The organism is Streptosporangium sp. NPDC003464 (assembly GCF_053588315.1).
The window spans coordinates 21,697-33,573 of the sequence record NZ_JBSFPS010000088.1 but is presented as its reverse complement, the minus strand read 5'-3'; the positions used below and the strand labels follow the sequence as shown (position 1 = coordinate 33,573).

General features: G+C 68.8%; 14 protein-coding genes and 1 pseudogene. 5 read left to right on the top strand and 10 right to left on the bottom strand.

Annotated elements, in window-relative coordinates:
* On the top strand, window positions 1–187 hold a 187-nt coding region (locus tag ACWDS7_RS20700), incomplete at its 5' end, for a hypothetical protein (protein WP_451930579.1).
* Window positions 188–299: 112 nt separating this feature from the next.
* Here the strand turns inward: ACWDS7_RS20700 and ACWDS7_RS20695 are convergent.
* Complete coding sequence (locus ACWDS7_RS20695) at window positions 300–554, bottom strand: hypothetical protein (RefSeq protein ID WP_451930578.1); 255 nt, start codon at window positions 552–554, stop codon at window positions 300–302.
* Between the two features lie 885 nt (window positions 555–1,439).
* Between ACWDS7_RS20695 and ACWDS7_RS20690 the strand changes: the two genes are divergently transcribed.
* Window positions 1,440–1,703, top strand: coding sequence for a DUF1883 domain-containing protein (locus tag ACWDS7_RS20690; protein ID WP_451930577.1), 264 nt, complete (start codon window positions 1,440–1,442; stop codon window positions 1,701–1,703).
* A 69-nt stretch (window positions 1,704–1,772) separates the two neighbouring features.
* Here the strand turns inward: ACWDS7_RS20690 and ACWDS7_RS20685 are convergent, their stop codons facing one another.
* The 5 genes and pseudogenes from ACWDS7_RS20685 to ACWDS7_RS20665 form a co-directional block, all read right to left on the bottom strand.
* A complete protein-coding gene (locus ACWDS7_RS20685; RefSeq protein ID WP_451930576.1) occupies window positions 1,773–2,051 on the bottom strand; it encodes a hypothetical protein in 279 nt (92 codons plus the stop codon).
* Window positions 2,052–2,421: 370 nt separating this feature from the next.
* On the bottom strand, window positions 2,422–2,940 hold the full coding sequence (locus tag ACWDS7_RS20680) for an N-acetyltransferase family protein (protein ID WP_451930585.1): 519 nt from the start codon (window positions 2,938–2,940) through the stop codon (window positions 2,422–2,424).
* The gene (locus tag ACWDS7_RS20675; RefSeq protein ID WP_451930584.1) at window positions 2,937–3,359 is read right to left on the bottom strand and encodes an arsenate reductase ArsC; all 423 of its coding nucleotides are present in this window, start codon (window positions 3,357–3,359) and stop codon (window positions 2,937–2,939) included. Before ACWDS7_RS20675 ends, ACWDS7_RS20680 begins: the two co-directional genes overlap by 4 nt.
* Before the next feature lie 241 nt (window positions 3,360–3,600).
* Window positions 3,601–4,095, bottom strand: a pseudogene (locus tag ACWDS7_RS20670) (aquaporin); the annotation flags it as partial.
* Window positions 4,092–4,475, bottom strand: a complete 384-nt coding sequence (locus ACWDS7_RS20665) for a metalloregulator ArsR/SmtB family transcription factor (protein ID WP_451930575.1) — start codon at window positions 4,473–4,475, stop codon at window positions 4,092–4,094. The pseudogene ACWDS7_RS20670 and the gene ACWDS7_RS20665, both read right to left, overlap by 4 nt.
* Window positions 4,476–4,565: 90 nt before the next feature.
* Between ACWDS7_RS20665 and ACWDS7_RS20660 the strand changes: the two genes are divergently transcribed.
* On the top strand, window positions 4,566–5,060 hold the full coding sequence (locus ACWDS7_RS20660; protein ID WP_451930574.1) for an ArsI/CadI family heavy metal resistance metalloenzyme: 495 nt from the start codon (window positions 4,566–4,568) through the stop codon (window positions 5,058–5,060).
* A gap of 684 nt (window positions 5,061–5,744) precedes the next feature.
* On the top strand, window positions 5,745–6,104 hold the full coding sequence (locus ACWDS7_RS20655) for an ankyrin repeat domain-containing protein (protein ID WP_451930573.1): 360 nt from the start codon (window positions 5,745–5,747) through the stop codon (window positions 6,102–6,104).
* A 261-nt stretch (window positions 6,105–6,365) separates the two neighbouring features.
* Here ACWDS7_RS20655 and ACWDS7_RS20650 read toward each other — a convergent pair whose 3' ends face one another.
* Both ACWDS7_RS20650 and ACWDS7_RS20645 read right to left on the bottom strand, forming a co-directional pair.
* Window positions 6,366–7,247, bottom strand: a complete 882-nt coding sequence (locus tag ACWDS7_RS20650; protein WP_451930572.1) for a sigma-70 family RNA polymerase sigma factor — start codon at window positions 7,245–7,247, stop codon at window positions 6,366–6,368.
* A 389-nt stretch (window positions 7,248–7,636) separates the two neighbouring features.
* Window positions 7,637–8,188 (bottom strand): EF-hand domain-containing protein, encoded by a 552-nt coding sequence (locus ACWDS7_RS20645; RefSeq protein WP_451930571.1) that lies wholly within the window; start codon window positions 8,186–8,188, stop codon window positions 7,637–7,639.
* A gap of 129 nt (window positions 8,189–8,317) precedes the next feature.
* Between ACWDS7_RS20645 and ACWDS7_RS20640 the strand changes: the two genes are divergently transcribed.
* Window positions 8,318–8,509 (top strand): hypothetical protein, encoded by a 192-nt coding sequence (locus ACWDS7_RS20640; protein ID WP_451930570.1) that lies wholly within the window; start codon window positions 8,318–8,320, stop codon window positions 8,507–8,509.
* 334 nt (window positions 8,510–8,843) lie between these two features.
* Here ACWDS7_RS20640 and ACWDS7_RS20635 read toward each other — a convergent pair whose 3' ends face one another.
* Both ACWDS7_RS20635 and ACWDS7_RS20630 read right to left on the bottom strand, forming a co-directional pair.
* Window positions 8,844–10,187 (bottom strand): MFS transporter, encoded by a 1,344-nt coding sequence (locus ACWDS7_RS20635; protein WP_451930569.1) that lies wholly within the window; start codon window positions 10,185–10,187, stop codon window positions 8,844–8,846.
* A gap of 693 nt (window positions 10,188–10,880) precedes the next feature.
* Entirely contained in the window at window positions 10,881–11,816 is a 936-nt protein-coding gene (locus ACWDS7_RS20630) for a LysR family transcriptional regulator (protein ID WP_451930568.1), read from the bottom strand.
* Between the last annotated feature and the right edge of the window lie 61 nt (window positions 11,817–11,877).

Genomic DNA, 11,877 nt, shown 5'->3' with positions numbered 1-11,877 from the left:
GACCAAACAGAAGTGGGCTCTGTCAGGTCAACCGAACGACATCTCCGCAGGTCGGCGCGCCGGTAGCCATGCCGATCGCAATCCGGCCCCAGCCTGGGCAAGGCCATCCACAGACGCGGCGCCCCTGGACGTCCTGGCCGACGCCCGCGCCCGCCTGACCGAGCTGACCGGCAACCGGCCCCGCTGATGAACGAGCTCCGCCGCGGCCCGATGGAGCCCTACCGGCTCCCCGCCGCCCCCGACCTCCCGCAGCCGGTGGTCGCTCCCCCGCTGGCAGCGGAGGCCGGCCCCACGACGCGTCAGCGAAAGCCGTCGAACATCCTGAACAAGACGTCGTCCGTGGTCGGAACCGGCACGGTCAGCACCGTCCCCGGGCCGTCGGCGTCGTCGGTGAGCCGTACCCGGTAGCGGCCCGGTGCCGGCTCGACATCGACGTCGAGCGCGACGACCTGGCGGCCTGCGAGGCCGCACTCGACAGTTTGCGCATCGCGTTTTGGGCCGCAGACAAGGCATTGCAGGTCATCCGTGATGCCCGGCTGTATCGGGGCACGCACGGCATGTTCGAGGAGTACGTAAGACCGCCGGCAGATGAAGACCTCGCAGGGCTTACCGGCTGATCCAGGCATGGCCTCTGGCAGAGATCTTGTCCCCAATTGGGGACAAGATCATCAACGAAAGCCATGTCCGCGAACTGATCCCCCTGGCGAACCGGCACGGAGAAGAGGCCGCGACGACCGTCTACCAGGCCGTCGTCGAGGCGGACGGGGGTGCGGGTCACCGCCGCTGTCCTCAAGGGTGCGGTGAGTACTCTGTCAGCTGATCGGTTCGACCCGGCTGAGGCTGTCGAGCAGATCCGCGCCTGCCTGGCCAGGTCTGCCGACGGTCGGGATCTGCCGGAACGGGTGGAGGTCACCGCCACCGAGACCTTCGCCGCGGAGGCCGGCCCGGCTGCGCACCATTCTTCAGCGCGTCGCCAGGCGCGACCTTGTCCGGAGCGCCGCGGCCGAGAACCCCGACGAAGTGAAGCGCGTCGTCACCGAGCTGCGCGCCCTCCTCGACGAGATCGAGGAGACGGCGCTGTGACGAGCGCTGCCGTACGTCCAGAGGGCCCCGATCGATGATCGGGGCCCTCGTGATCCACCGGGTCCGCGGACCGTAGGCGGCCACTCAGGGCCGCCGCGAGGCCGACGATCTTCCCGTGCCCGCCGTAGAGCCTTGAGAGCCACGCAGAGCCCCGAACGATCACAGGCCCGCCCCGATCCCGGAGCGGGCCCGTCGCCACTCGTGGGGCGATCCAGGAATCCCCGCCGTCTCTGCTGCCTGCTCGCCTTCACATGCTCCAGCCAGGTGCGGACCTCACCAAGCTGACCTCACCAAGTCGCGGAGGGCCTTGGCTCGCCAGGCTTCCTGCCCGGGGGGTAACGCGTTACTAATGACGTGTGGAGCATCTCTACTGGGATCTCGGATCTCGCGCAGGCGGCGCCTGCTTCGAGGTAGAACTGCGCGGCTCGACCGCCAGAGTGTGCCTCATGGACAGTGAGCACTACCAGGGGTATCTCGACGGCGACGAGTACGAGTATTACGGCGGCTTCTTTGATGTCAGCCCCGTCGTCCTGGAGGTGCCCTACGACGACTATTGGTACCTCGTCATCGACAGCAACGGCCGACGGCTCAAGGCCGCAGTCACCGAGGTCTTCGACTGAGCGTGTCCGCAGCAGCCGTCCACCAGGGCATCAGCCAATGAAGTGACCTGTAACGCCGGGGTTGAGGAACTAGGAATCCTCGTCGTCTCTGCTGCCTGCCCACCGCGCGGCCAGCTCATCGCTGACCACTTCCATACGCCCTATTCGGGCGCGGATCTCGCTCAGCTGCTCATCCAGCTGCTGGCGTAGCTGCTGCAGCGGGGTGGTGGCGTCGGGGGCGGAGCGGACATGCACCACGGGGCGATGGCCGAGCTCCCGCAACGCGAACACCGACAGCACCGCCCAGTACAGGACGGCGACGCCGGCCGCCAGCAGCTGCCCACTGGCCGGGCTTGCGCTGTAGACCATCGCGACCGTACCGGCCCCGTACAGCACCCAGGCCAGCCGCGCCCCCCAGGACTTCGTCAGCCAACAGATCAGCCACAGGATCGGCCCGGTCAGCGTCCAGATCGACCAGATCGCCTCAGCCCCTGCGGGCAGGCCGGCCGCGTGGGCGGTGATGTAGTCGTGTACCGGTTTGGTGATGACCTCGGTGAGGTTCCAGTCGGCCCTCCGCTCCCGAACGTGTCCCCAGCCCCAAAGCAGGTCTTGATCGCGTTGTGGAGCCTGCGCGGGGTGTGGGGATTAGTTCTAATCCCGATTGAAAGGGTGAGAGACCCATGGATCAGCCATCCGGTAGCTGAGGACATGCTCGGGAGCGGACGGCCGGTGGCCCCGCTCAGCTGATGGCAGGGCTGCGGCGTTCGAGGAGGACGACGTCGCGCCAGCGGCCGTGGTGGCGGCCGATGCGCATCCGGGTACCGATGATCCGGAATCCGGCGCGGGCGTGGAGGGCGAGGCTGGCGGTGTTCTCGGGGAAGATCCCGGACTGGACGGTCCAGATCCCGGCGGCGTCGGTCGAGTCCAGCAGCGAGGTCAGCAGCGCCAGCCCGACGCCCTGGCCCTGGGCGCCGGGGCTCACGTAGACGGAGTGCTCGACGACGCCGGCGTAGGCGCACCGGTCGGAGACGGCGACGACGGCGGCCCAGCCGAGCACGTGCCCGTCGGAGTCGACCGCGACGAGCCGGTGATCGGGGAGCTTGGCGGTGTCGAACTCGGTCCAGGTGGGGGTGGTGGTCTCGAAGGTGGCGTCGCCGGTGTCGATCCCGGCCTGGTAGATGGCCAGGACCTGGTCGGCGTGGTCGGGCAGCATCGGTACGATCCGCACCCCGGCGGCCCTCGCGCGGGTGCCGGTCATGCGGCGGGGACGCCGAGTTCGGCGAGCAGACCGCGGATCCGCCGTTCGATCTCGTCCCTGATCGGCCGGACCGCCTCGACGCCCTGCCCGGCGGGATCCTCCAGGACCCAGTCGAGGTAGCGCTTGCCGGGGAAGAGCGGGCAGGCGTCGCCGCAGCCTATGGTGATGACGACGTCGGAGGCCTGGACGGCGTCGCTGGTGAGGACCTTCGGCACCTCGGCGGAGATGTCGACGCCGGCCTCGCGCATCGCTTCGACGACGGCAGGGTTCACGGTGTCGGCGGGTGCGGATCCGGCGGAGCGGACCTGAACGGTGCCGGCGGACAGGTGGGTGAGGAACGCGGCGGCCATCTGGGAGCGTCCGGCGTTGTGGACGCACACGAACAGCACCGACGGCGCCGCGGCGGGCGGGATGGTCATGGGGTGAGGACGCTTCCTTGCTCGGCGGGGGCGGGGGACGGCACGGCGGGCCCTGCGGGGGCAGGCCGTCCGAAGGTGAGGGCGGTAGGCCGGCGCCGAGGGCGGCTCCAGCGAGTTGGGCGGCGACGAACGCCGGGACGCCGGCGGGCGCGATCCCGGCGAAGGTGTCGGTGAAGGCGCGGCCGAGGGTGACGGCGGGGTTGGCGAAACTCGTGGAGGCGGTGAACCAGTAGGCGGCGCCGATGTAGGCGGCGACCGCGGCCGGCGCCAACTCGGTGCGGCGGGTGCGCGTCAGGCCGCCGATCAGCCAGATCAGGCCCGCAGTGGCGACGACCTCGCTCAGCCACAAGTGCGGGGCGGACCGATCGTGCGTCGACCACCTGATGAGGGGCTGGTCGAACATCGCGTCCGCGAGGACCGCGCCGCCGACCGCTCCGACGGTTTGGGCGGCGATGTAGGCGGCGGCCTCGCGGGGGGCTGGGCCGTCGCCGGTGCGGCGGCCGGACCACCAGGCGACCAGGGTGACGGCCGGATTGAAGTGCGCCCCCGATACCGGGCCAAGCAGGACGATCAGCATACCGAGCCCGAACACCGTGGCCAGGGAGTTGGCCAGGAGCTGGAGGCCGACATCCTGCGTCAACTCGGTCGCCTGGATGCCGGAGCCGATGACGACCGCGACCAGCACGGCCGTGCCGAGCGCTTCGGCGGCGGTGCGGCGGGCGAGCGGGACGCTCACGCCGAGGCCGTCTCGGCGGGTTCGGGGGTCTGGAGCAGGGCGGACAGCCGTTCCAGGGCGGGCGGAAGCACCCAGTAGTACACCCAGGTGCCGCGCCGCTCCGACCCCACCAGGCCGGCCTCGCGCAGCACCTTCAGGTGGTGGGAGGTGGTCGGCTGGGACACCTCGAACGGGCCGGTCAGGTCGCACACGCACACCTCGCCGCCGGCGTGGGAGGCGATCAGGAACAGCAGCCGCAGCCGGATCGGGTCGGCGAGGGCCTTGAACATCTTCGCCAGGTCGACGGCGTCGGCCTCGCCGAGCGGCTCGCGGACCATCGGCGCGCAGCACTCGGCGTTCTCGTCTTGGCCGATGACCGGCAACCCGCGCTGTTTCGACATTCTTCTATGTTGACAGATATCGAATCAACGTGGCAACCTCCGCTGTATCGACATCCGTCGAAACAGTCTGATCGTGAGGAGGGACTCGTCATGTCCCGTGTCCAGCTCGCCCTGCGCGTCGCCGACCTGGAGGGCTCGATCGCCTTCTACTCCAAGCTGTTCGGCGCCGAACCGGCCAAGATCCGCGACGGGTACGCGAACTTCGCGATCGCCGAGCCGCCGCTCAAGCTCGTCCTCATCGAGGGCGCAGCCGGCGAGGCTACCCGCCTGGACCACCTCGGGGTAGAGGTCGCCACCACCGCCGAGGTCGCCGCCGCGACCACCCGCCTGGCCGAGGCCGGGCTGGCGACGTTCGAGGAGAACGACACCTCCTGCTGCTACGCCCTGCAGGACAAGGTGTGGGTGACCGGGCCCGGCGCCGAGCCGTGGGAGGTCTACACGGTGAAGGCTGACGCCGACAACCTCGGCAAGAGCGCTGAGAGCACCCCGCAGGCCTGCTGCACCACCGACACCGCCGCACAGGCGGCCGTCGCCGTCGGCGCCCCGGCCGACGGCGGATGCGGGTGCGGCCCGTCAGCACCCTGACCGGACGGACCGAGCCCCGGCAGCCCGATCAACGGGGCACCGGGGCTCGATGCTTGATCAGCTTGAACGTGGATCCAGCCAGACGACAGCAGGCATCTGGCTCACCTGCGGCCAACGCCCTATCGGCACGAAGACCTACTTTGGGGCTGGGGACATCTCCGGGAGCGGAGGGCCTGAAGGGGCTCCGGGAATTCCGCGCCGCTGGCGACCTCGAGGGGCGTCATCCGGACCAGGGATGCCGTTCGGCGTGCTCGAGCATGGTCAGCGCGGGGCTTGAGCAGCAACCGAACGGCCAGTCACGATAAGGAGCCCGGCGGACGCCTCTTATCGTGACTGGCCGTTCTGATGCGGTGGTCGTGGGACGGCTGGTAGAGCCCCCGGTCAGCTGACGAGGTTCACGGTTGCGGCGGAAAGTGGTGGCGGCGGCTTCCAGGTCCGCGAGGGTCCTGCGCTAGTCGGCGGTCTCGTCTTTGTCCATGTTGACCTAGCTCGGCCTGTCGGTAAGGGAGCTATCACCAGCCGCTATCCGAGGCGCTTTCCCAGGTAATGGCGGTATCGGCGCAAGTCGGCTGTGGCGGGCCGGTTCTGCGGGGTGTCGACTTTCCCGAATGGCGTTACACCCCTGTCACATCGGCTCGTCGTCTGGGCTCATAGGTACGAGTGCAACCACACGAGGAGGACACAATGCAGTTCGTAGAAGCCGCCGAGGCTGCCGACGAAGCGACGATGCGGTCGATGCTGGCCGCCGATCCCGGGCTGCGCGATCGGCACGCGAACTTGGTTACGCGGATGGCCGAGGCGCGCAACTGGTCAACGGTCCGGCTGCTGATCGATCTTGGCTTCGGCGTCGTCGGTGTCACCGCCGCCGGCGCCACCGCCTTGCACTATGCAGCGGCAGCGGGCGAGCCATCGATCGCGCGCCTGCTGGTCGAGCATGGTGCCGACCACACCGCCCGCGAACCCGGGTTCAACGCGCAGCCGGCGGGCTGGGCGCAGTACTTCAAGAAGCCGGAAACCCAGAAATATCTCGAATCTCTGGCCTGATGCCGCGCCACCCGATCACGCGGCATCGGGCCCCAGCTCGTCGAAATAGGGCTCGCCATCCTGCTCGGCGCCGACCGTCGTTTACCTCACCGAGCGCCGAGATGGAGACGCCCAAAGGGGCCTTCCACCGATCTGCTGGATCCTCGACAGTGTTAGGTACGCAAGGCGGCCCGCACGCGTGCGGCCCGCCGACGAGCCGTACCAGTCGTTGTGCCGGGCCTGATGCGCGACGCGCACCAGGCCCGGCACTCACCGTCCTGTTCACTCCGTCCGGTCGAGGACGGTGGACGCGAGGTGGTGGACGCGGTCGGGGTCGTGGACAACGTCGATCCTGACGATCTTGTCGCCCGCGACGGTGAATGCCATGACGGACAATGGCCGCCCGTCGCGTGTGATCAACGCTCCGATCGCGCCGTTGACCAAGGCCGGGCGCAGTTCGCCACCGCGTGGGGCGCGGGCCTGCTTGGCCACGGCCGGCGCGCCGCGCACGACGGTGGGCGGCCGCGTGGTGCCGAATTCGGTGCGCAGGACGACGTCGGGGTCAAGGACCTGGACGAGGGCGTCGAAGTCGCCGGTCCACGCAGCCGCGTAGAAGGCACGGACGACCCGCCGCTGGCGCGCGAGATCCGGATCGGGTGATGGGATCTCGGCACTGTGCACCCGGCGCCGTGCACGGCTGGCGAGTTGCCGTGCGGCGACCGGGGTGCGGCCCGCGATGCCGACGATCTCCTCGAAGGGCAGTTCGAACATGTCGTGCAGCACGAACGCCAATCGCTCAGCAGGAGTGAGCTGGTCGAGCACGACGAGCAGGGCCAAGCTCACCGAGTCGGCCAGCAACGCCTCCTGCTCGGGGTCGAGGCCCCCGTCCGGGATGACAACCAGGTCGGGCAGGTGCGCGGCGAAAGGATCCTCCCGGCGGCGTCGGCGGGAGCGCAACATATGCAGGCACTCTCGGGCGACGACGGTGGTCAACCATCCGTCGAGGTTGTCGATCTGCTCCGCGTCGGACCGGCTCAGCCGCGGCCAGGCATCCTGAACAGCGTCGTCCGCGTCAGCCAGCGAGCCGAGCATTCGATAGGCCACCGCCCGCAGCCGGGGTCGGTGCTGCTCGAAGCGCGCGGCCAGCCACTCGTTCTCGTCCATCGGTCACACCATCCCATCGCCAAGGCTCGCAGAGGTGAACCCTCAGACACGGCGAATGTGACGCGCCTGTCCTGCGGGTTGTCGAACGGGATCTGCGGCAGCGGCACGGCGCTCTCCTTCAAGGCCCAGGACTCCCGAAGCTACGGCCAGGGGCAGAGCAGGGCTTGGCTACGCGGCTGACCAGTGGGAGAAACGTCTTGCTGGGTCGCCTGGGCAGGGCTCGGCTGGTGCTCGCCGGCCGCTGAGCGCGACGCTGCGCTTTCGTGCCGGCGATCGAAGATGCCGCACGGTCTGCGGCCGCTCCCCCGGGCGGGAGGGTGAGTGTGCCGCCATGGCGGCACACTGCCTGCTGTCAGCGGTGCCCGTCCCACCGGGGGGAGCGGATGCGGTCAGAGGTGCCCGAAGAAGAGGCTGCCCGGCGCGTTCGGGTCGTTGGAGTAGAAGTACTCATGCGCCGCCCGGATGAACTCCCGCCGCGAGATGTGGCCGTCCCCGTCGAGGTCCAGCTTGTGGAAGGTCTCGATCGCATCAGGCTGGGAGATCTTCCAGACCTTCCGCAGGAAGGTCTCGAACTCCTCCTTGCTGATCTCGTTGTCACCGTTGACATCGATGCAGTCGAAGGCCGCATGGCCGTAGCCTTCGACGATGTTGAGCCGACTGGTGTCGACGCTGGCGAGACGGTTGGCCTCGATGAAGGCGTCCTTTGTCAGCCTCTGCCCGTTCGGGGCGGCGTGCCGGAGCAGCTCCTGCCAGTACATCTGGTAGAAGGCCTGGATTCCGCCGGCCCGGGGGTCGTTCCTGCCGAGCTGGAAGACGCTGATGTAGCGGTCGACGAGCTGCTGGTAATCCGACCAGTCCACGTAGCCGTCGTTGTTGGCGTCCATGGTGTCAAACGCCCGTTCGATCTTGAGTCGGACCACGTCCGGTGCCGTAGAGGTCATGCCTGTGTCCTTTTCGGTGGTGAGCTTCACAGGGGGACACGCAGGTCGCGCCGCCCTAGTCATGCCACGCACCACGGCACCGCTATCACTACAAGTGATAATGAGGTGGCCATGAATCACATGCGGTGAATGCGGTCCAAGCTCGACCCGGCTCGGCCGCCGTCACCCCCTTCCACCTCAGATCGGCCGTCAACCGGTGGGCCGGTCACCTACCGCCGCTGCCTCAAACTCACCCACGCCGAGCCCGCCGGCGAGCAACTGGAACTGTTCCCCGACCTGGACCAGGCGCCCGCCGAAGGTGCCGCAGGCGGCGGCGCCTGATCTGGTGGTCAACGCCGCCGGAGGCGGACACCGGGCTCATTGTCCGGAGGGTTGTCCGGAACTTCCGATAACGGGTCCAGCCGAGATACGGGTAATACCGGCCATGGGTGGATCTTGAAGGCGCTGCCCTGGGCAGCACGAAACTGCACAGCGATGACCTGCGCGGACGGGGCTTAGCGCACGATCCGGTTCCGATGTTCCTCAGATCCCTGGTCCTACGAGGGGCGGTGGCAGGACAGGCACATGGCCCTGTGCTTGGGCGATGATGATCGTGGGCCGGTTGTCCAGGGCCGCGCCCGACCGGACTGCCAGATGGGTGAAGCCCTGTCCGGGGTCACCCGAGGGGTTCCTCCATCCTCTCGACGGGCATGGAGATCCGCCAGGCGGCGAATCCGGCCGCGGCGAGCCCGGCGATGGCCAGGAAACTACTGGTGAGGAACGGGTCGGTGCCGTTCAAAGCGGGAGCGAACCCGATGCCGATGTAAGTTGTGATCCCGGTGGAACCGCCCAGTTGGTCGGCGGCTCGCTGGACACCGGAAGCGATGCCGGCGTCGTCTTCGGTCACGCCGGTCACCGCGACGTACTGCAGTCCGATGTTCCCGAACCCCATCCCGGCGGCAATGAGCACCATGGCCGGAATCATTGCCAGACCGGTGGCCCCGAGGTAGGAGACCAGCGCGATGGCGACCATGGCCAGCATGGTCAAGCCGATGCCGGTCAGGACGCAGGCCTGCGCGCCCCACCGGCCGAGCAGCCGGGGAACCAGCACCGAGGCCACGGCCAGGGACACCGCCAGAGGCAGCATCATCAGACCAGCCTGCAGCGGGTCGGCACCCAAACGCTCCTGCAGGTAGTAGGCGAACAGCAGGAACGAGGTGGACAGTGCCGCGCTCAGCAGAGCGGCGGCAAGGTTGGCCAGGACGCGCGGCCGGTTGCGGAAGAACCGCAGCGGTACCAGTGGGTTCTGCGAACGGCGCTCGACCCTGATGAACAGAGCCCCGGCTGTTACCGCACCGGCCAGCGCCACCGGCGACAGCCATGGCAGCGTGCCGTTCGCCCCTCCTGCCTCGGCGACCCCGAAGGCGAACAGCAGCGGGACCGCAGTCAGCAAAAGCGCCCCGGGAAGGTCCAGCGGTGTGCGTTCGGCAGGCCGTTCACCTGGCATGAGAAAGGCCACAGCGGCGAGCACCATCAGGATGAAAGGCACAGACACCAGGAAGATCCACCGCCAGCCCAGCAACTCGGTGATGACCCCGGAGACAGCGAACCCCAGGACGAGGCCACAGCTTGCGACGGCCGCCCACACGCTCAGCGCCCGCGACCTGCGTGATCCCTCGGGAAACATGAGCACGATCACCGCCATCGCCGCCGGAAGCGCGATCGCTTCACCGGCACCCTGCAGCAGCCGGGCCGCCACCAGCAGGGCGAGGGACGGCGCGAGCCCGGCCAGCACAGACGCCGCGCCGAAGAGCGTTGTGCCGAGCAGGAGGATGCGGCGCCTGCCGAGCACGTCCCCCAGTCGGCCGCCGAGCATCAGCAGGCCGCCCCCGGTGATCGTGTATCCGACCACGACCCAGGTCAGCGCGTGATCGTCGGCACCGAAGTCGGCGCCGATCGAGGGCAGGGCGACGTTGACCACGGTCACGTCGACCGTGATGAGGAACTGCAGCATGGCCATGCAGTACAACATCAGCCACGCGCGCGCCGGGGACGATCCATCCCGACGCGAAGAAGGAATGCCTGAGAACACCGAGTGCTCCGTTGCTCAGAAAGTTCTGAGCAGCATGAACATGCCGCTCCGGTCCGATCACGAAGCGGTGGAACGTTCAATGGGAGGTGAGACGAACGCCCCGCCGCTAGCGGAGCGTCCTCGTCACTGCGGCAGAAGCGGCCGCGCACGAAGCACCGGACATGCCGCTGATCTTACTGGACCAGCCGATTCCATTCCGGCTCCTGCGCCGTTCCCACTTTGACGAACGACGCCTCGACCTCTCGGAGCGCCTTCAGGCACACGCACCGATCGCCGAGACTTGCCAGAGCGTGTGCCTCCGTCGTGCAGTACATGGCGTGCACGGCCGGTGTGGCCTGGTCCTTGGCGCGGTTCGACTCTCGGCAGCACCGTGATCGTTCCCAGCGATAACCGCTGTCCGCCGGTTCCTCAACCCCGTGGTCGTCACGAGGTCGGCTGGGGCTGAGCGGCTGAGGAAACGGGCCTGGGCCCATGGGTCCGGCTGCGTGCCCCGCGTCTGTGGGGTGAAGTCCAGCAACTCCGCTGCCCTGCGCCCCAGCTGGGCCAGTACGGACCCGAGCAGCCACTCCTCCGCCCGGTCCGTAGCCGTGCGCTCGATCACCTGCGCGGACGTGGGCCGCTTTAACGATCGGCCCGGTCGGGCTCGGGCAGCCACTGACGGTCCGGATCGAAAAGCGGGCGCCGCTCCGCGACGAAGCGGATGAGAGCCTCCAGCACCGGATGGCGGTTGCGCTGGTGGAACAGCAGCGAGGACGGATAGACGGGCGCGGGGTCCACGAGCGGGATCTGCACGGTGTCCGGATGCCAGGGCAGGCGCATCGTCTCGCCGACGAAGCTCACCCCCCGGCCGGCGGCGACGTCGGCCACGAAATGATGCCAGCCGAAGTCGGGCCCCGAGGTGTCGATCTCGATGCCGAACGCGGTGCCGAGCAGGCGGTAGAACTCCTCCCATTCGCTGCCCGGCACGTTGCCCGGCATCCACACCACCGACCCCGACAGCTCCGCCGTCCGCACCGATGTCCGGCCGGCGAGCGGATGGCCACGGCTGACGAGCAGATGCACCGGCTCCAGGAAGGCGGGCACGCTGCCGAGTTCGTCCAGAGGGCCGGTCACGCGGCAGAAGGCAGCGTCCACCGACCCGCGTTCGAGCGCGACGCGGGCGGTCCTGAGCCCGTTGGAGGTGACGAGTTCGACGTCCACGCCCTCGTTCGCGCTGTGGAAAGCCCTGATGAGGTCGGTGGCGGGCAGCCGCGTGTCGATGAGATCCACTCGCAGCGCGCGGCACCGCCCCCGCAGCGACTCCCGCGCCTGGTCGGCGATCCCGATCAGGGCACGGGCGTGGGGCAGGAACGCCCGGCCGTCCTCGGTTGGCTCGGCGCCGTTGCGGGAGCGGGACAGCAGCCTCAGGCCTAGGTCGGACTCCAGCTTCGCGATCCGCTTGGACACCGCCTGCTGGCTGATCCCCAGCTGGGCCGCGGCCTCGCTGAAGTACCGCTCCTCGATGACGGTGACGAACGCGCGGACCGCGCCGAGATCCAGATCCGCCTCACCTTCCACAACCGGTGGTTGTGGCATATCGGCGTGTCGATTGTTGGACAACCCCACCTACCCTCGGGTC